This is a genomic window from Flavobacterium sp. 20NA77.7 (genome assembly GCF_031326205.1).
GTDB classification, from domain to species: Bacteria; Bacteroidota; Bacteroidia; order Flavobacteriales; family Flavobacteriaceae; genus Flavobacterium; species Flavobacterium nakdongensis.
The window spans coordinates 24,871-44,037 of the sequence record NZ_CP133721.1 but is presented as its reverse complement, the minus strand read 5'-3'; the positions used below and the strand labels follow the sequence as shown (position 1 = coordinate 44,037).

Annotated in this window: 20 protein-coding genes; 9 read left to right on the top strand and 11 right to left on the bottom strand. The window is 32.2% G+C overall.

All coding sequences use genetic code 11. The features are described 5' to 3' along the window. Positions 1 to 126: 126 nt before the first annotated feature. Positions 127 to 1,479, bottom strand: a complete 1,353-nt coding sequence (trhO, locus tag RF683_RS00220; protein ID WP_309532233.1) for an oxygen-dependent tRNA uridine(34) hydroxylase TrhO — start codon at positions 1,477 to 1,479, stop codon at positions 127 to 129. Between the two features lie 208 nt (positions 1,480 to 1,687). On the opposite strand from trhO, the gene recA reads away from it, so the two are divergent. Both recA and RF683_RS00210 read left to right on the top strand, forming a co-directional pair. Beyond that, positions 1,688 to 2,692 (top strand): recombinase RecA, encoded by a 1,005-nt coding sequence (gene recA / locus RF683_RS00215; protein WP_298654961.1) that lies wholly within the window; start codon positions 1,688 to 1,690, stop codon positions 2,690 to 2,692. A 63-nt stretch (positions 2,693 to 2,755) separates the two neighbouring features. Beyond that, positions 2,756 to 3,169 (top strand): hypothetical protein, encoded by a 414-nt coding sequence (locus tag RF683_RS00210; RefSeq protein WP_309532232.1) that lies wholly within the window; start codon positions 2,756 to 2,758, stop codon positions 3,167 to 3,169. Between the two features lie 2 nt (positions 3,170 to 3,171). Here the strand turns inward: RF683_RS00210 and RF683_RS00205 are convergent, their stop codons facing one another. Beyond that, the gene (locus RF683_RS00205) at positions 3,172 to 3,909 is read right to left on the bottom strand and encodes a lysophospholipid acyltransferase family protein (protein WP_309532231.1); all 738 of its coding nucleotides are present in this window, start codon (positions 3,907 to 3,909) and stop codon (positions 3,172 to 3,174) included. A gap of 139 nt (positions 3,910 to 4,048) precedes the next feature. Between RF683_RS00205 and trpS the strand changes: the two genes are divergently transcribed. Next, a complete protein-coding gene (gene trpS / locus RF683_RS00200; RefSeq protein WP_309532230.1) occupies positions 4,049 to 5,020 on the top strand; it encodes a tryptophan--tRNA ligase in 972 nt (323 codons plus the stop codon). Between the two features lie 45 nt (positions 5,021 to 5,065). On the opposite strand, the gene dprA is transcribed toward trpS, so the two are convergent. Continuing rightward, positions 5,066 to 6,169, bottom strand: coding sequence for a DNA-processing protein DprA (dprA, locus tag RF683_RS00195; RefSeq protein ID WP_309532229.1), 1,104 nt, complete (start codon positions 6,167 to 6,169; stop codon positions 5,066 to 5,068). Positions 6,170 to 6,305: 136 nt separating this feature from the next. Here dprA and RF683_RS00190 point away from each other — a divergent pair, with 136 nt between their 5' ends. The 4 genes from RF683_RS00190 (at position 6,306) to RF683_RS00175 (ending at position 9,309) form a co-directional block, all read left to right on the top strand. Beyond that, positions 6,306 to 7,265 carry an HU domain-containing protein gene (locus RF683_RS00190; protein WP_309532228.1) on the top strand — a complete coding sequence of 320 codons (960 nt, stop codon included), beginning with the start codon at positions 6,306 to 6,308 and terminating at the stop codon, positions 7,263 to 7,265. A 64-nt stretch (positions 7,266 to 7,329) separates the two neighbouring features. Continuing rightward, positions 7,330 to 7,842 (top strand): acyl-CoA thioesterase, encoded by a 513-nt coding sequence (locus tag RF683_RS00185; protein WP_309532227.1) that lies wholly within the window; start codon positions 7,330 to 7,332, stop codon positions 7,840 to 7,842. Between the two features lie 8 nt (positions 7,843 to 7,850). After that, the gene (locus RF683_RS00180) at positions 7,851 to 8,897 is read left to right on the top strand and encodes a ferredoxin--NADP reductase (protein ID WP_309532226.1); all 1,047 of its coding nucleotides are present in this window, start codon (positions 7,851 to 7,853) and stop codon (positions 8,895 to 8,897) included. Further along, positions 8,890 to 9,309 carry a hypothetical protein gene (locus tag RF683_RS00175; RefSeq protein ID WP_309532225.1) on the top strand — a complete coding sequence of 140 codons (420 nt, stop codon included), beginning with the start codon at positions 8,890 to 8,892 and terminating at the stop codon, positions 9,307 to 9,309. The genes RF683_RS00180 and RF683_RS00175 overlap by 8 nt, the downstream gene beginning before the upstream one ends. Positions 9,310 to 9,317: 8 nt before the next feature. Here the strand turns inward: RF683_RS00175 and RF683_RS00170 are convergent, their stop codons facing one another. Together RF683_RS00170 and RF683_RS00165 are read right to left on the bottom strand one after the other, a co-directional pair. Further along, positions 9,318 to 10,355 carry a glycosyltransferase family 9 protein gene (locus RF683_RS00170; RefSeq protein WP_309533172.1) on the bottom strand — a complete coding sequence of 346 codons (1,038 nt, stop codon included), beginning with the start codon at positions 10,353 to 10,355 and terminating at the stop codon, positions 9,318 to 9,320. Between the two features lie 10 nt (positions 10,356 to 10,365). After that, on the bottom strand, positions 10,366 to 10,971 hold the full coding sequence (locus tag RF683_RS00165; RefSeq protein WP_309532224.1) for a DUF4254 domain-containing protein: 606 nt from the start codon (positions 10,969 to 10,971) through the stop codon (positions 10,366 to 10,368). A gap of 72 nt (positions 10,972 to 11,043) precedes the next feature. On the opposite strand from RF683_RS00165, the gene upp reads away from it, so the two are divergent. Continuing rightward, a complete protein-coding gene (gene upp, locus RF683_RS00160; RefSeq protein WP_309532223.1) occupies positions 11,044 to 11,697 on the top strand; it encodes a uracil phosphoribosyltransferase in 654 nt (217 codons plus the stop codon). Here upp and RF683_RS00155 read toward each other — a convergent pair. Then, complete coding sequence (locus RF683_RS00155) at positions 11,692 to 12,621, bottom strand: DUF6427 family protein (protein WP_309532222.1); 930 nt, start codon at positions 12,619 to 12,621, stop codon at positions 11,692 to 11,694. The genes upp and RF683_RS00155 overlap by 6 nt on opposite strands. Before the next feature lie 44 nt (positions 12,622 to 12,665). Here RF683_RS00155 and RF683_RS00150 point away from each other — a divergent pair, with 44 nt between their 5' ends. Further along, entirely contained in the window at positions 12,666 to 12,896 is a 231-nt protein-coding gene (locus tag RF683_RS00150; protein WP_298661038.1) for a DUF6341 family protein, read from the top strand. Positions 12,897 to 12,912: 16 nt separating this feature from the next. Here RF683_RS00150 and purD read toward each other — a convergent pair whose 3' ends face one another. From purD to RF683_RS00125, 5 genes are all read right to left on the bottom strand, one after another. Then, complete coding sequence (gene purD, locus RF683_RS00145) at positions 12,913 to 14,184, bottom strand: phosphoribosylamine--glycine ligase (RefSeq protein ID WP_309532221.1); 1,272 nt, start codon at positions 14,182 to 14,184, stop codon at positions 12,913 to 12,915. A 99-nt stretch (positions 14,185 to 14,283) separates the two neighbouring features. Beyond that, the gene (locus tag RF683_RS00140; RefSeq protein WP_309532220.1) at positions 14,284 to 15,594 is read right to left on the bottom strand and encodes an undecaprenyl-phosphate glucose phosphotransferase; all 1,311 of its coding nucleotides are present in this window, start codon (positions 15,592 to 15,594) and stop codon (positions 14,284 to 14,286) included. 49 nt (positions 15,595 to 15,643) lie between these two features. After that, entirely contained in the window at positions 15,644 to 16,627 is a 984-nt protein-coding gene (locus tag RF683_RS00135) for a UDP-glucuronic acid decarboxylase family protein (RefSeq protein WP_298661031.1), read from the bottom strand. Positions 16,628 to 16,658: 31 nt separating this feature from the next. Beyond that, complete coding sequence (locus RF683_RS00130; RefSeq protein WP_309532219.1) at positions 16,659 to 18,017, bottom strand: O-antigen ligase family protein; 1,359 nt, start codon at positions 18,015 to 18,017, stop codon at positions 16,659 to 16,661. Further along, positions 17,959 to 19,071, bottom strand: a complete 1,113-nt coding sequence (locus tag RF683_RS00125) for a DUF1972 domain-containing protein (RefSeq protein ID WP_309532218.1) — start codon at positions 19,069 to 19,071, stop codon at positions 17,959 to 17,961. The genes RF683_RS00130 and RF683_RS00125 overlap by 59 nt, the downstream gene beginning before the upstream one ends. Positions 19,072 to 19,167: the final 96 nt, after the last annotated feature.

Sequence of the window (19,167 nt, the reverse complement as noted above, 5' to 3'; positions counted from 1 at the left end):
TGAAATTAAATAACGAAAAAAAGCTGTTTATGGTATTTGTAAACTAAAAAACCCATTGAAATTTCAATAGGTTTTTTAGTTATTTAGACTTTGGTAATCAAAAAATTGTTCTCTGTATACGTGTATTTAAGACAAAATTTTAAAAAGTTTATCTGATAAACGGACTCTAAATGGTAAAATTATAGTGATTTTATCGCCTGCTTTTGCAACGTTACTTTCTGTTCCATTTACGAACATTTTTTCTACAATTAATTGTTCGTTTCCTGTTGTTGGTCCTGAAACTAAAATTGTATCTCCTAAGTTTAATTCGTTATTTTCAATTTCAAAAACTCCTACTTTAGCTTTTACAAAGTAATGTTGTGCTTTTCCTAAGATTACCTTTTTATTTTTAATTTTTTGACGAATGTCGGTTGTTGCTTTGGCCAAAGGTTTATCTGAAAGTTCACCAGAGTGTTTAAACTTCAATTTTTCAGATTTCCCTTTTCGGAATACTTTGTTGCCAACTTGCTTGCCTCTACGAAGTTTTACTTGTTCGGCTAAAGGTAAATGGGTGATTTCTTGACATTCAGTTGAGCAACAATTTTCCATAGCTGCTTTACATTCGTCACATTGAATAAATAATAAATGACACCCGTCATTTAAACAATTCGTGTGATTGTCGCACGGTTTCCCACATTGATGACATTGCGCAACAATATCGTCTGTAATTCTTTCTCCCAATCTATGGTCAAATACAAAGTTTTTTCCGATGAATTTACTTTCTAATCCTTCTTCTTTAATTTGTTTGGCATAGTTGATGATTCCGCCTTCTAATTGAAAAACATTTTTAAACCCTTGGTGTTTAAAATACGCGGAAGCTTTTTCACATCTAATTCCTCCGGTGCAGTACATGACAAGATTTTTATCTTCTTTGAAATCTTTTAATTGCTCATTAATAATGGGCAACGATTCTCTAAAAGTTTCCACATCAGGCGTAATAGCTCCTGTGAAATGACCTACTTCACTTTCGTAATGATTTCTAAAATCCACTACAATTGTATTAGGGTCATCTAAAATTTCATTGAATTCCTTTGCTTTCAAATGCACGCCAATGTTTGTTACATCAAAGGTTTCATCATTTAGTCCATCGGCTACAATTTTATGACGCACTTTAATGGTTAATTTTAGGAAAGAATGATCATCGTGTTCCACCGCTACATTCAAACGAATGCCACGCATGAAATCATAGGCTTCTAAAGTTTCGCGAAAAGCTTCAAAGTTTTCGGCAGGAACACTCATTTGGGCGTTAATTCCTTCGTGGGCAACATAAATTCGGCCTAGTGCATCAAGTACATTCCAAGCTAAGAATAAATCATCGCGAAATTTTTGTGGGTTTTCAATTTTGGCATACGCATAGAAAGACAAGGTTAAACGTTGTTTCCCGGCTAAATCAATTAGCTCTTTTCTTTCTTCTGCGCTTAAGGTGTTATACAGTTGCATGCTATAAACGTTTAAGTGAGAAAATATATTAAAAATTGATTGCTTTTTTACAAGCTTTTTTGCTCTAAATGGAAGAACAAGGTCGCAAAGGTAAAAAAATACTTTAAAAAAGAATAAAACAGATGCTAAAACAAGATAACATTTTTTGTTTCAAATAAAAAAATAAGTATTTTTACAAAATATTAATTATTTATTAAAGCCAATTATTATGAGTTCAGAGAAAGATGCAAAATTAAAAGCCTTACAATTAACGTTAGACAAACTAGATAAAACTTATGGCAAAGGTGCTGTAATGAAACTTGGCGATAGTGCTGTTGAAGAAGTAGAAGTCATTTCATCAGGTTCATTAGGATTAGACCTTGCTTTAGGGGTAGGCGGTTATCCTAAAGGAAGAATCGTAGAAATCTATGGTCCAGAATCTTCGGGTAAAACAACGTTAACCTTACACGCCATTGCTGAAGCTCAGAAAGCAGGAGGAATTGCAGCGTTTATTGATGCAGAACATGCTTTTGATCGTTTTTATGCAGAAAAATTAGGTGTTGATATTGATAACTTAATTATTTCACAACCAGATAACGGAGAACAGGCATTAGAAATTACAGAAAGTTTGATTCGTTCTGGTGCTGTAGATATTGTTGTAATTGATTCTGTAGCTGCTTTAACGCCTAAAAGCGAAATAGAAGGCGACATGGGGGATAGCAAAATGGGCTTACACGCTCGTTTAATGTCTCAAGCGCTTAGAAAACTGACTGGTACCATTCACAAAACTAATTGTACCGTGTTTTTTATCAATCAATTAAGAGACAAGATAGGGGTTATGTTTGGTAATCCAGAAACAACAACTGGAGGAAATGCGTTGAAATTTTATGCTTCAGTTAGGGTAGATATTAGAAAATCTTCTCAAATTAAAGACGGAGATCATGTAATTGGTAACCGTGCAAAAGTGAAAATTGTTAAAAATAAAGTAGCTCCACCATTTAGAACGGCAGAATTTGATATTATGTATGGAGAAGGTGTTTCTAAAGTAGGAGAGGTCTTAGATTTAGCTGTTGATTTTGAAATTATCAAAAAAAGTGGTTCGTGGTTTAGTTATGGCGAGACAAAACTAGGTCAAGGGCGAGACGCGGTAAAACTTTTAATAAAAGATAATCCAGAATTAATGGATGAGCTTGAAGTAAAAATTAAAGAAACACTAAAAGAACAAAACGTTTAAAAAAAATCACGCTATATGCGTGATTTTTTTTATATTCGTAGCACAATTAGAAAATTTTTAATTATGAAAAAAATTGCCTTTTTATTATTAATTGTTTTGACATCAATATCTTGTACCAAAGAACCTGATGGTCCGCGTGTACATCTCGAATTAATGCCTATAAGCAATGTTTCTATTCCAGATACACTATATGCTTTCGAAAATAACGAAATAGACGTTCAATACAATCGCCCTTCTACTTGCTATGGTTTTGATGGTTTTTATTATGAAAAATTAGATTTAACAAGAACTATTGCTGTCCAAAATTATGTAATTGAAGACCAGCCTTGCACTACGTTAACAAATGAAACTAGAGAAGAAACGTTAATTTTTCATCCAACTCAAATAGGAAATTACACTTTTAAGTTTTGGCAGGGTAAAGATACTAATGGAAACGATATTTTTTTACAGCTTGTAAGGCCTGTGGTAATGCAATAATTCTAAACTAATTTACATAAATCATTTAGAATACAATTTCTAACCATTTCTTTGAGTGTGTTTTTAGCTGCTAAATTCATGCCTTCTGTTGGAATTTCTTTATGAATTTTAACCCTCATTTTACCTGGACTTCCACTAAAGAAAGTATAGGAAAATCGTTTTTTATTATCAAAAAAAGTCATTGGTACTATTGCAATTTGATGTTCAATTGCAATTCGGAATGCGCCATCTTTAAATTCATCTAGAACAATACTTTCATCGGGAACGCCTCCTTCGGGAAAAATACAAATGCTTAACCCTTGATTAATTCTCTTTTGGGCTCGTTCAAAAACGGCATATCTGCTTTTACTATTTCCTCTATCTACCAATATACAAACGCGTTTATAAATAAATCCAAACAGAGGAATGTTCTCTAATTCCTTTTTCCCTACAAAAACAAACGGATGATTCTTTACTGCAACAAGCATAAGCATAACATCGGTTATAGAGGTGTGATTGGCCACAAAAATATAACTTTTATTTTTTTCTAAATGTAATTGTCCTTCAAAAGTATAAGCAAAGCCCATACCTATTAGAATAAACTTTGCCCAAATGCGAGCTATTTTAAAAAAATAAGGATATGTTTTTTCCGTACTTATGGTAATTAAAATTAAAGGAAAAAATACAATTATTGGTAATAAAACCAACACATAAAACCATATTCGATAGAAAAGCCAAAACGGATATTTTAGTAGTTGCATGTGCTCAAATTTGAAAAACAAATATACTATTTCTATCCTAACATTTAGTTTTTATATAGTAGTAGTAGAAATAAGGTTCTTTAGGTAAACATTTTAATCATTTCACATAAAAAGTTACCTTTGTAAAAAATTTATAAAAATGTCGAGAATTTTAACAGGCGTACAAAGTACAGGCACACCTCATTTAGGAAATTTATTAGGTGCAATTATTCCTGCTATTCAAATGGCTAATCATGCAGAAAATGAATCTTTTTTATTTATTGCAGATTTGCATTCTGTAACACAAATTAAAGATGGGAAAACACTTCGGGAAAACACCTATAGTGTTGCTGCTACTTGGCTTGCTTGTGGATTAGACATTTCTAAAGTTGTCTTTTACCGTCAGTCTGATGTACCACAAACTGCAGAACTGTCTTGGTATTTGAGTTGTTTTTTTCCTTTTCAACGGTTAACATTAGCGCACTCTTTTAAAGACAAAGCCGACAGGTTAGAAGATGTGAATGCGGGTCTTTTTAGTTACCCAATGCTTATGGCGGCAGATATTTTATTGTATGATGCAACAATTGTGCCCGTAGGCAAAGACCAATTGCAACATTTAGAAATTACACGTGATGTGGCTTCTAAATTTAATCATCAAATGGGAGAAACTTTTGTGCTACCTGAAGCAAAAATCGAAAAAGATAGCATGATTGTGCCAGGAACTGATGGACAAAAAATGAGTAAGTCGAGAAATAATTATATCAATATTTTTACAGACGATAAATCATTGCGTAAACAAATTATGTCTATTGAAACCGACAGCACGCCCTTAGAAGACCCTAAAAACCCAGATACTTGCAACGTGTTTGCTTTATATAAATTACTGGCAACAGAAAACCAAATTACATCCATGAGAGCTAATTATGAAGCGGGAAATTATGGTTATGGCCATGCAAAACAAGCTTTATTTGAATTACTTGTAGAAAAGTTTGCAAACGAAAGAGCACGCTATAATCACTATATTTCTCATTTAGAAGAAGTAGATAAACTACTTATTGAAGGTGCTCAAAAAGCCCAACATGTTGCTAACGAAGTGTTGCATAGAGTTCGTACAAAATTAGGGTTTTTATAAACCTTTTATAATAAAGCCAACGAATGTTGGCTTTATTTATACATCTTAAATAGCTTCAAAAAATTTACCTGGTAAGGGACGAATTACGCCTTTCAATTCCATATTTACTAAAATTGCAGCTATTTTATAAATAGGAAAATCACAATTTAACGCAATACTATCCAATAGTTCTTTTCCATTTTTAAGTAAATATTCATATATTTTTGTTTCCTCTTCATTAAGAGAAACAAATAATTGTTTTTGAACAGGTTTTAACTCTTGTTTTTCGTTTTGCCAGTTTAATAAATAAATTAAATCGGCTGCGCTAGTAAGCAAATGTGCGCGTTGGGTTTTAATTAAATTGTTACACCCTTGACTTAATTTGTCTGTAGACCTTCCAGGAACGGCAAAAACATCTCTATTGTATTCATTGGCTAATTGTGCTGTTATTAAAGACCCTCCTTTTTCTGCGCTTTCGACAACCAAAGTGGCTTCAGACATGCCTGCTACTATACGGTTTCGTTTTACAAAATTTTCTCTATCGGGATTAGACGTGCTCCAAAACTCAGTTAAAAAACCGCCATTTTGTTCCATTTTTGAGCAATATTTTTTATGCGACTTAGGATAAATTTGATTTAACCCGTGCGCTAAAACACCTATTGTTTGGAGTCCATAGTTGATAGCTGCCTGATGTGCAACGATATCAACACCATAAGCAAAACCGCTTACAATTACAGGGTTGAATGGAGCTAAATCTTCAATAATATTTTTAGTCATTTCTGTACCATAAGTTGTAATTTGACGCGTACCTACAATGCTGATTATTTTTCTTTTTGTAACATCAACATTTCCTGCTTGAAATAAAAGAATAGGTGCATCAAAGCAGTGTTTTAATCTTTCGGGATAAAGATTGTTGTGATAATAAATCGGTGTAATGTCTTCGTTTTGAATAAATTGAAGTTCTTTTTCAGCTAATGAAAAACAGGCTTTTTGTTGGAGGTTCTTAAAAAGAATTTCGCCTAACCCATCAATGGCTATAATCTCTTTTTTTTTGGTTTTAAATACCGCTTCGGCAGAACCAAAATGATGAATTAATTTTTTTGCAACAACATCTCCAATGCCGTCAACTCTAAGTAATGCGAGCGTATAAAATAAATCGTTATGTAACATGGCGTATAAATAATACTACAAAATTATACATTTTGAATTTTTAACCAAAACTATTTTTAAGAATTAAACCTAATTGTTAATAAATTTTGTTAATAAATTTTTGTTTTTAGCGTTGTTTATTTAATTTTGCTCAACTATGAAAACAGAAAAATACATAGCCGCATTATTATATAGACACCAGTGCGTAACCGTGCCTGGTTTTGGGGCTTTTTTAAGTGAATGGCAATCTGCGCAAATTAGTGAAGGCCAAAATTCATTTACGCCGCCAAGAAAGCTTGTTTCTTTCAATGCAAATATAAAAACAAATGATGGTTTGTTAGCAAATCACATTGCTTTATCGGAAAACATAAGCTATGACGCTGCTTTATCAAAAATTACTATACAAGTTGATTTTTGGCAAGAAAAACTAAAAAATAAAGAAAATATTTCTTTAGAAAATATAGGTGATGTTTTTGTAAATAGTGAAAATAATTTGGTGTTTAAGCCAAATCATGCTGTCAATTATTTAACAGATTCTTTTGGATTGGCTAGTTTTAATTCGCCAGAAATTCAAAGAGAACATCAACCTGTTGAACAAAAAGTAATCGTAGACGAAACGCCAGTTATTTCATTAGTTGATAATGAGAAAGAAGAAGTGACAATTGTTGCACACAAACCAAATACAAATTGGTTAAAATATGCTGCTGCAGTTGCTCTTTTTGCCACAGCAGGAACATATGGATACAAAATGTATTATGATTATACAATTGACCAACAAACCCAATTGGTTCAAAAAAATGTTCAAGAAAAAGTGAACCAAACCATACAACAAGCGACTTTTATTATTCCTAGCCCTTCTACAGGCGTTGATTTAACTATAGAAGAAGCTGTAAAACCTTATCATATTATAGCTGGTGCATTTAGAAATGAAGCCAATGCAAAAAAAGTTGTTGCTGAATTAAGGGCTAAAGGTTATGATGCTCACACGCTTCCTTTAAATAGATTTGGCTTAATTCCTGTTGCTTTTGGTAGTTTTAGGAAACTAGAAGAAGCTCAAAAATTAAAAATAGAAATCAAACAAGACGAACATACAGAAGCCTGGTTGCTTATAGATTAATCCCTTTTTTGGGATTTTTTTATGTGTTGTTTATAAATGTGTTATTATCTTTGCAAAAAAAAGAATGCAAGCAAAATTTCCTTCAGAATCAGTAACCACGTTAACCGATTTAGTATTACCCGGAGAAACCAATCCATTGAATAATTTATTTGGTGGAGAATTGTTGGCTCGTATGGATAGAGCGGCAAGTATTACCGCTAGAAGACATTCTCGTAGAATTTGTGTTACCGCTTCTGTTAATCACGTAGCGTTCAACAGAGCCATTCCTTTGGGAAGTGTGGTTACAGTAGAATCTAAAGTATCGAGAACCTTCAACACTTCCATGGAAATTTTTATTGATGTTTGGATTGAAGACAGAGAATCAGGAATTAAAAATAAAGCGAACGAAGCTATTTATACATTTGTTGCTGTGGATGAAACCGGAAGGCCTATTCCAGTGCCGCCAATCATTCCTGAAACCGATTTAGAAAAACAACGCTATGATGCAGCATTACGAAGAAAACAATTAAGCTTAGTCTTAGCTGGAAAAATGAAACCCAACGAAGCAACGGAATTAAAAGCGTTGTTTACAGAATAAAAAACAAAATGGATTTTTACAAACTCACCATTCAAGAAATAAAAAGAGAAACGCCAAACGCAGTTACTATACAGTTTAATGTGCCAGAAACATTAGAAAAAAACTTTTCTTTTTTAGCAGGACAATACGTAACCTTAAAGGTAACGCTTAACGGGAAAGAACTACGAAGAGCGTATTCTATCTGTGCCGCTCCTAAAGAAAATAAAATACAAATTGGTATTAAAGCTGTAAATAAAGGTGTGTTTTCTACATTTGCTAACGAAACATTGAAAGTAGGAGATTTAGTAGAGGTAAGTGTTCCTGAGGGTAAATTTAATTTTACACCATATCCTGAAGCTCAGAAAAATTATGCTGCTTTTGCTGCTGGTAGTGGAATTACCCCCGTTTTTTCTATACTAAAAACAATTTTACTTGAAGAGCCTAAAAGTACCATTGTGTTAACATATGGAAACAAAACACCTGAAGAAACCATTTTTCATGATGAATTAATTGAACTACAGCAACATTATTTAGGTCGTTTTTTTGTTCATTTTGTGTACAGTCAAGCAAATGTTGCAGATACTTTTTTTGGAAGAATTGATAAATCTGTTGTAAATGCAGTATTAAAAAACAAACACACCGAAACCTCTTTTGACGCATTTTACTTGTGTGGGCCAGAAGCAATGATTAACACTGTTTCGGGTGTGTTAAAAGAAAACAATGTGTCTGAAAAAGACATTAAATTTGAACTATTTGGAACGGCTCCTTCACCAGAAAACCAGCCTGCTACAGAAGGACATACGTCTGTAACTATACTAGTTGATGGAGAAGAAACAACTTTTGAAATGAGCCAAAAACAAACGGTACTAGAAGCGGCTTTAAAACATGGTCTAGACGTACCTTATTCTTGTCAAGGAGGTATTTGTAGCAGTTGTATTTGTAAAATTACAGATGGAAATGCTACGATGAAGAAAAATCAAATTCTTACAGATGACGAAATTGCAGAGGGATTAACATTGTCTTGCCAAGCGGTACCAACGTCAACAACACTTAAAATAGATTTTGATAATGTATAATAGATTTCTTTTCACCTTCTTTCTGTCGCTTTTTTTGCTGTCTTGTAATTTTAGTACAAGTCAAAATTTTAACAGCTCTCAAACTAAAATTTTATTTGATGAGTTTAACAGAGAATCACAAACTCCTTTTAGTTATAAAACTCTAGAAAATTTTTTAAAAGACATTAAAATAGAAGATTTAAAAAAAGGTAAACCGTTTGAAAAAGAAGTTCTATTTGAAAGTTTCGATTGTGAATTTAGGGATTTAATGAAAATTTCTTGCGATAAAACTTTCAAAACCTTTATTTTAAATGTCAATGAAACTTCATTTGTAAAAGACTTAGATTGGTGTCCTGAACATTCATATATTGGGTCTTTTAAAATTAGAGAAGATAAAATTGTAAATGCTGAATTTAAACTAATTGATGGTTAATACAAAAACTAGTTCAGTTCCTTTTCTAATTTTTTTATTACTTTTTCAGGCAAAATCGTTCGCATTACCTCATCATAACCCTTTACTTGTTTGTTTCCATAAACAGAGGTTGGCAATAACGGATAGTTACTTCTATCTGAGGTTAAACAAAAATCGTCCGGTTGGTTAAAGGGTTTAAATCCTGCAAAAGGATGTGTGGCGCCCCAAAGGGTAATCACTTTTACGCCCAACATCGCTGCAATATGCGCATTTCCTGAATCCATAGAAAGCATAACATCTAAATTAGAAATTAATTGTATTTCTTCTTTAAATGCTACTTTTCCTGCAACAACAATTACATTATCATGTCTATTTTGCAATTGATTTAATTTGTTAATTTCGGTTGTTCCTCCTCCAAACAAGAAGATTTTATGCTTTTTATTTTCGGCTAAATCATCAATTACCTCTTGCATTAAATCTAATGGATAGACCTTGCTTTCATATTGAGCAAAAGGCGCTATTCCAATCCAATTTTCTTCTTTTTTTCCAGTTATTTTTAGTATTTCTTCAGACAAAACTGCTTTTTCTGGAAATGTTGGAGAATTTAAATTTAGTTGAAAACCTAATTTTTCAAACACTTCAACATGTCTTTCAACCATTGACTTCACTGGCGCAAAAACTTTTTTAGTTAAACGGGTTAATGCTTTCTTTTCGGCTCTGCCTTTGTCTGTCGCTGCCACTTTTTTACCACTTAATGCAAATAGGGTGCGTACTACTTTCGAGCGAAGCACATTGTGTAAATCGGCAACCGCATCACAATTTAATTTTCGTAAATCGAAGAACAATCGAAATAAACCTAAAAAACCTTTATGTCGTTCTTTCAAATCCACGCCAAAGAAATTCACATTTGGAATTCCTTCAAAAAAAGGTTGAAAAAAGGGACGGGATACGACGGTGACTTTTGCTTCGGGATATTGTAAAACTAAGGCTCTCAACACAGGAACCGTCATAGCGACATCGCCCATGGCTGAAAGCCTTATTAGCAATATATGTTTTGGTTTAGCTATCAAATGAGAACTACTTTTTATTTTGATACAACACCGGATTTAGCTCCTCGTCGTTGTACATTTTCATTTGTTTGTACACTTTCATGTATTTGTCACCCGATTCAATATCTTCAATTAGTTGACTGATTGAAGTAAACATATCGCTTTTTTGATCTAGTAATACATTCAATTTTTCTTGACATTTAGCTCGGTGTTCAGCCGTTGCTTCAATTCGAGTTGCCTCTTCATTCATGTGATAAATTTTCAATGCCAAAATTGACAAACGGTCAATTGCCCATGCCGGACTCTCTGTGTTGATTTTAGCATTTGGTTTTACTTGAACATTTTTGTATTTGTCTAAAAAATAACTGTCTATATATTCTACCATATCTGTACGCACTTGATTTGAAGCGTCTATTTTTCGTTTCAAATCTAAGGCTACCACCGGATCAATATTTGGATCTCTAACAATATCTTCATAATGCCATTGCACCGTATCTACCCAATTTTTAGCAAATAATAAATGTTCGATAGAGCCTTTTTCATAAGGATTTAAAACAGGTTGATATACGTCGTCAAGTATATGATAGGTTTTTATACTTTCTTCAAAAATAGGAAATGCAAATTCGGCAAACATAGTATTTGTTTTTAAGTAATTACAAAAGTACTATTTTTTTGTACTTTTATCCTGAAAATAAAAATAAATCCCATGCACATTCATTATATTTCAGAGGAAAACAGCGTTTTAAATCATTTTTTAGCCCAAATTAGAGACGTTTCTGTACAGCAAGACCGTATGCGTTTTAGAAAAAACATGGAACGTATAGGTGAAATAATGGCTTATGAATTAAGCAAGACGCTACATTATACTGCTTGTGCAATCAGCACGCCTTTAGGTACAAAGGAAACCTCAAAAATTACATCTCCAATAGTGTTGTGTTCTATTTTAAGAGCAGGACTATCGCTACATCACGGATTTATGAGTTATTTTGATGAGGCTGAAAATGGATTTGTGTCTGCGTACAGACACCACTACAACAATGATGATAAATTTGATATATTAGTAGAATACCAGGCCGCACCTTCATTTAAAGATAAAAATTTAATTCTGGTTGATCCCATGTTAGCAACAGGGCAATCTATAGTAGTTGTTTTAGAAAAACTTCTAAAGGAGCAACAGCCAAAAGAAATTCATATTGTAGTAGTAATAGCTGCACCAGAAGGTATAAAATATTTACAAGAAAACCTTCCTTCAAATTGTCATTTGTGGGTGGCTTCCTTGGACGACAAATTAAATGAAAAAAATTACATTATTCCGGGTTTAGGTGATGCTGGTGATTTGGCCTATGGAGAAAAACTATAATTGTAATACAAAAACAACAGCGCTTATTAAAACTAAAAGATATAAAGAAATTTCTTTGAGCACATAACGTTCCATTTTTTCAAACATATTAGCCCCTAAAATTGCCAAGGGTGCAAAAGAAAACACCAATAAATCATTTGTTTTATGTGCAGACAAAACGTAAACAACTATACTCAATAGAAAAGCAAAATATATTTGTTTAAAAGACGTTTGCATGTTTAAGGGCTTGTTTTGGTAGTCAATAATTTGAGATACAAAAAACAAAAAAGAAATAGAAACATATACTCCTAACGACATTCGCTCCATTGTAGTTTTTACACCCGAGAAGTTGAAATCCAGTTGCATCATTTCTTGAAAATTTAACTCATACTTTCCTGAGAAAAACAAACTAAAAAAAACATACAAAACCCATACACAAAAACAAGACACAAATGGAATTAACCAATTTTTATAGTCTTTACCGGTATGTAAAACAATAGATATAAAAACTAATAAGATAAATATTATACTCCAAAAATGAAATAGAGTGGCTAAAAATATCCAAAAAGAGGCGTCAAAAATCTTTTCTTTTGGTGCGTTTAGTGTTTTCAACGAAACCAATCTTCGAAGCGCTAATAATATGAAAAGATTGGCTACAATTAATTTTGTTTTTACAAAAATAGCCGGAAATAAAAGCACTAAAAGTAAATATAATAAAACAGCATAATTATCTTTTTTTGTTAATGCATTTCTTAATGAAATAAAATTAACCAATAAAAAAGAAGCTACTAAAACTAAAAAAACAAGTGCATTTTGCCCCATCCCGCTCAAAGAAGAAAATACATTTCCGAGAGCTAATTGGTAAAGAAAAAATGCAATACAGAAAAATATTCCCGTAATTATATAATTAAATGGACGTGTTTTACTAAAAAGACTTGCTAACATAAAGATATTTTATATTTTTGTAGTGTAAATTTAATTAAAAAAAAATGAAAGCATTTTTTGAAGGAATACAATTCTTATTTGAAGAAATATTTTTCTTACCTATGAACCTATTTAGAGAATGGGAATTAACTAACTGGTGGGGTGCCAACTTAATCAACTGGATTTTCATTTGCATTTGTTGTTATTGGACATGGTATTGGGTAAAACAATTACAAATTTTCAAACAAAATAACGAAGACGATCAAGATACAACTGCTCATTCGTTTTTAAAATAAGTACATAGGCTTTGATTTATAAATCAAAGCCTATATCTTTTCTATAATACATCTTATCAAAATTGATTTTTTCAATATTTTGATAAGATTTTTTTGTGGCTTCATGTAAGTCGTCTCCAAAAGAAGTAACAGCCAACACACGACCTCCATTACTTACTATTTGTCCGTTTTTAATGGTTGTTCCCGCGTGAAATACAATAGAATCATGTACGCTTTCTGTTCCGTTGATAACCGCTCCTTTTTCATATGCTTCAGGGTATCCGCCTGCTACAAGCATAACAGTAGCGGCGGTTCTTGTGTCTAGTTCGATATTAATGGAAGCTAAACTTTCTGAAGCTACCGCCTGAAATAAGGCAACCATATCGCTTTTTATTCTTGGCAAAACTACTTCTGTTTCTGGGTCGCCCATTCTAACATTATATTCAATAACAAAAGGATCATTCCCTACTTTTATTAAGCCAATAAAAATGAATCCTTTGTATTCAATAGCGTCATTTTGTAATCCATTTATGGTTGGAATTACAATTCGATCCTCAATTTTTTGCATAAATTCTTTAGTAGCAAAGGGCACTGGCGAAATAGCGCCCATACCTCCTGTATTTAAGCCTTTATCACCTTCTCCTATTCGTTTGTAGTCCTTTGCTGTGGGTAAAATGGTGTACGTTTTTCCGTCTGTTAAAACAAAACAACTCAATTCTATCCCATCTAAAAATTCTTCTATTACTACTTTTGTACTTGCTGCCCCAAATTTAGCATCTACTAACATGCTTTTTAATTCTGCTTTTGCGGCTTCTATTTCATTAAGTATCACTACTCCTTTTCCTGCTGCTAATCCATCTGCCTTTAACACATATGGGGGTTGTAGCGCTTCCAAAAACATATAGCCTTCCTCAACATTTTCAGCGGTAAAGCTCATATATTTTGCTGTTGGGATGTTATTTTTTACCAAAAATTGTTTGGCAAACTCTTTACTTCCTTCAAGCTGAGCGCCTACTTTAGAAGGGCCAATTACAGGAATACTTTGTAAAGAAGGTTCTTTTTTAAAAAAGTCATAAATACCATTAACCAATGGATCTTCGGGCCCTACAACAACCATTTCAATGGTGTTTTCTAATACAAATTGCTTAATGGTAGGAAAATCGTTTGGGTCAATAGCTACATTTTGAGCAATTTGTGCTGTTCCTGCATTTCCTGGAGCTACAAAAAGTTTTGTGCATAATGGGCTTTGGGTAAGTTTCCAAGCAAAAGCGTGTTCTCTTCCGCCCGAACCTAATACTAAAATATTCATGCTGTGTGTTGTTTTTAGGTGAACTAATAAAGTTCTTTTGGCAAAAATACTTCCTTTTCTTCCGAAAAAAAAATTCATTTACATGAATAAAGATTATTTTTAGTATGCTTTTTCTTCACCTTTAAAAATATTGACAATCGTTTGAATAATAATTTTTATATCCATCCACATTGACCAATTTTCGATATAGAATACATCAAATTTAATACGATTAACCATATCGTCTTCGGTTTCAATTTCGCCTCTAAACCCTTTGACTTGAGCTAAACCGGTAACGCCAGGTTTTACATGGTGTCTAATCATGTATTTTTTTATTTTTCTTCCATACGTTTTGTTTTGTGCCCATAAATGGGGTCTAGGGCCAACAACTGACATGTCTCCAACTAGCACATTAAAAAATTGTGGAAGCTCATCAATACTAGTCTTTCGTATAAATTTTCCTATTCGAGTTACCCTTGGGTCATTTCTAGATGCTTCAATTTCTGTAGTTTGATTAATTTGCATCGATCGAAATTTATAACAAATAAATTCTTCTTCATTTAAACCTGGTCTACTTTGTTTAAAAAATATTGGTCCTTTAGATTCAATTTTTATAAGCAAGCCTAACAAAGGTGTTAACCATGATAGTAAAAAAACAATTACTAATAACGAAAAAAACAGGTCGAATAAACGTTTGAAATACTCGACATATATACTATCTAATGGTGATTTTTGAAGTGATAAAACAGGAAACAATTCATAATAATCTATTTTCATGTTTTTTGAAAAAATCACTTTTGAGTCTGGAATAAACTTAATAACAATATTGTTATCATCGGCAAACTCAACTAATTCCTTGTGTTTTTCACTTGATAATTCGTTAATAGAGCAATAAATTTCGTCGATTTTTTCAGCAATAACAAACTCTTTCAACAATTCTGTTTTGCCAATTATTTCGGCTCCAGTTTTTTTATCGGAAAAATAACCTTTAAAGCGATAACCATAATCTGCTCGATTTTGAAAAACGGTTCGCAGATCTATTGCTTCAAGTGTATAGCCTATAATAACGACATTTCTAAAATTATTTCCTGTAACTAGTCTGTATTTTTTAAAATAATAAAAAGCAATTGTTTTTAATACAATAACAAAAATAAAAACAACAGATAAATAAAGCGCTGTAGCCTTTCCGCTAAAAATGGCTTTTTTATAAAATGGAAAAAAAGCAATTATTAAAAGATAAAATAAAATACACTGCTTTGCTATTTTAGAAATAATTTCAACTGGCATCGTAAAGCGATACACCTCATAAAATCTTGTAAAAACAGAAAGAACTGACCATGAAATTGCAAGATAGATTTCAAAAGTGGTAAAATTTAAGTCTAAACCTTGAAAAAAGAATTTAGACAAAAACACCACTATAAAAAGATCCATTAAAAAACTTAATGGTCTAATATATTTTGAATATCTACCTTTATGCATATTAATAAATGTATTTAGAAAAATCTTTATGTTCTTCTTTTGCTAGTTCTTCTGGAGATAAAGATTTGAAATAATCATAGGTTATTTTCATACCTTCTGCTCGGCCCACCTTTGGTTCCCAGCCTAATATTTGCTTGGCTTTTGTAATATCCGGCTGGCGCTGCAACGGATCGTTAACAGGTAAAGGTTCATACACTATTTTTTGTGTGGTTCCTGTTAACTTTATGATTTCCTCAGCAAAATCTTTAATTGTTATTTCGTCTGGATTACCTATGTTTACAGGTAAATGGTAATCGGCATGCAACAATCTAAAAATGCCTTCTACTTGATCATCAACATAACAAAACGAACGTGTTTGATTTCCGTCTCCAAAAACCGTTAAATCTTCACCTCTTAATGCTTGACCTATAAAAGCAGGAATAACGCGCCCGTCGTTTAAGCGCATTCTTGGTCCGTACGTGTTAAAAATTCTAACTATTCTTGTTTCTACCCCATGAAATGTATGGTAAGCCATAGTTATTGACTCTTGGAATCTTTTAGCTTCGTCATACACTCCTCTTGGACCTATTGTGTTAACGTTTCCATAGTATTCTTCTGTTTGAGGATGTACCAAAGGATCTCCATACACTTCAGAAGTGGAAGCAATCAGAATTCTTGCCTTTTTTACACGCGCTAACCCCAATAAATTGTGAGTGCCTAATGAGCCTACCTTCAACGTTTGAATAGGTATTTTTAAATAGTCGATAGGACTTGCAGGTGACGCAAAATGTAAGATGTAATCTAATTCGCCTGGAATATGAACAAATTTTGTAATATCATGATGATAGAATTCAAAATTTTTTTCCTTAAATAAATGTTCAATATTTTTTAAATCTCCGGTAATAAGATTGTCCATGCCGATAACAAAAAAGCCTTCCGCGAGAAATCTGTCACATAGATGAGAGCCTAAAAAACCTGCTGCACCTGTTATTAAAATTTTTTTCATGTATTTTTACTCAATAAATGAGGTATTAGTATTAACTTTCCTTTAACGTTTTTACAGGTGTTTTTATTGTGATGAGCAAACAAAAAATAAAAGTAAAAAATGCTACACCTCTTTGTCTCCACAAAAAGGATTCTGTCAAAAATACACTTATCATCAGAATTGTAAAAGAAATCTGTAAAAAATTTTCTTTTACAAAGGACTTATATAGCATAATTCCCAATAGTGATAATAAAAGAACAAAGCCTATTAGACCTAATTCTGCAAAGTTTTGTACATATTGATTGTGAAAGTTTTTATTTTGATAGCCGTCTTCTTTTCCTGTTCCTTGATACAAATTATAGGCAATCGCTTTTTCTTCTAATTTTTTAAACGACGCATTGAGCCCAAAACCAGTAAAAAAAACAGGCTCCTCTTTAATTAATTCTAAAAAAACTCTGATTTGATATACCCGAAAAGCGGTGCCAGGAAAATAATCGTTTGGTGTAAAACTTTTATTATTCCAAGCTTCATAAATACTAACAAAATGAACTCCTTGAGGCGCTTGATTAATTACATCGTGACTTAGGCTTTTATTTGTGTTTGATTGGAATTCTACATCAAAACGTTGTTTAATTTTGCCATAAAACATACTTGTTAGTATAATAATTACAAAGATTATGCTGTTGCGTAACCGCATTTTATTCGCTGTCTTTGAAAAATAAAATATATAGAATAATGTAAGCAATACCGTAATTAGTAAAATGTTTTTTGAAGAAAGTAAAACTAAAAACAAAAACAAAACGCCTAAAGCAATTAGTGTAGTTTTGGATTTTTTTGGCTGATACAAAAACCAAAAAAAAGCAACTGCAATAAAAACAGAAACATGTATAGCGTTTAATAATTTGGGCACCAACCCTGAATCAACATTGTTTTCACCATGATAATAAAAAAAACTTGATTCTTGTAATAATACATATCGTAGAACCGCTCTTAGGAGAAAAAACAAGGCATAAAAAACCATAAAATGACTATAATATTTAAGCCAAATAGTAACTTTGCTAGCTAAAACTTCTTTTGAATAACACATAAAATTTAGCGGAACGATTAACAAAACTATTTCTTTTGGAATAGCTTTACGAGTAGCGATGGGGTCAATACTCCAAAAGAAGGAACCTGCCATCCATAAAAAAAGTAAAATAGGAATAAGTAAATAACCGTTTATATAAACTGTGTTTTTTCTTAGGCTTAAAACAGAAAAAATAGCCCACAAAACCAATGCAATATTATTAAATGCGAGTGGAAGCGGAATGGTAATAAAAAAAAGAAACCCAAAAAAATAATTACCTTGAAAACTATTTTCTATTTTTAAATCGTTCCAAAGTTTGTTCAAATAATTGTAAATAAGCTGCATTAATTTTAGTCCAATTAAATTCGTGTACTATAGCATTATAGTTATTTGTTATAAACTGCAAGTTATCACTTTTTTTGGTATTAGCTAAGATTTTTTTTACTTCTAGAGCCGAAGAGAAATAAAGCGCATTTTCTTGCAAGACTCCTTTATTAAAATCATTATTGTGTGCAGCTATTAGGGCTTTAGAAGCCATCGCCTCAAGTAAAGAAGGATTCGTTCCGCCTACAGAGTGTCCATGAAAATATAACTTTGAAAAATAGCGCAAATTATTCAATGTAGTAATATCGTAAATAGCTCCTACAAAACGAATATTTGAATAGGCTTTAAATTTATTTTTCAAATAGACACCATACTTTGTTTGATGATTTCCTATTACTAAAATCGGTGTGGGGTCGCTATCGTGTTGTAGCGCCACACCATCTAAAACCATATCCAAATTGTTTTCAGGCTCAAATCTTGCCATAATCATGTTATAACGCTCTTTTTCTAAATGATAGTGTTGCAAAATTGTTTCGTCTGGCTTATAAAAAGGAAGGGCTCCATAAGCAATATAGGTAGAGGTTTTTTTATAATTTTTTTCAAGTAATTTTTGAATACCAATAGAATCAGATACTAAAACATCACTTGTTTTTGCGGCTAACCATTCAGCAAATTTTAAAAACTGCTTTACGGGCCAGGAATATTTTGATCTTTTCCATTCCAACCCGTCCATATTTGTGATAATCAAAGACTTTTTGGGCAACAAAAAAAACCAAATAGAACTACTTGTATAGCCTAATTGCAAAATGATATCAAAATTTCTTTTTCGGCTATCTTTAATACAATTGTAATCGTATATAAATTGACCAAAAGTGCCCAGTTTATATTCTGGATCGTATTGATGAAGAATGTGTACACCATGAAAACTTGATTCTTGAAACTTATGATTATGAGAATTATAACAATACACTTCGTGTCCTTGCTCAGCTAAGTAGACCGAAAAATATTCGGCAAACTGCTCAAAGCCTCCGTAATAATTTGGAATTCCCCTCGTTCCAAGTATGGCTATTTTCATGTTTGTGTTTTGGCCAAATGTAAGTATTTTTAAATTATTATTTTCAATTTCTTTAAGAAGTAATTGCTATTTTTTTGTACATTTACAATGCAAAAC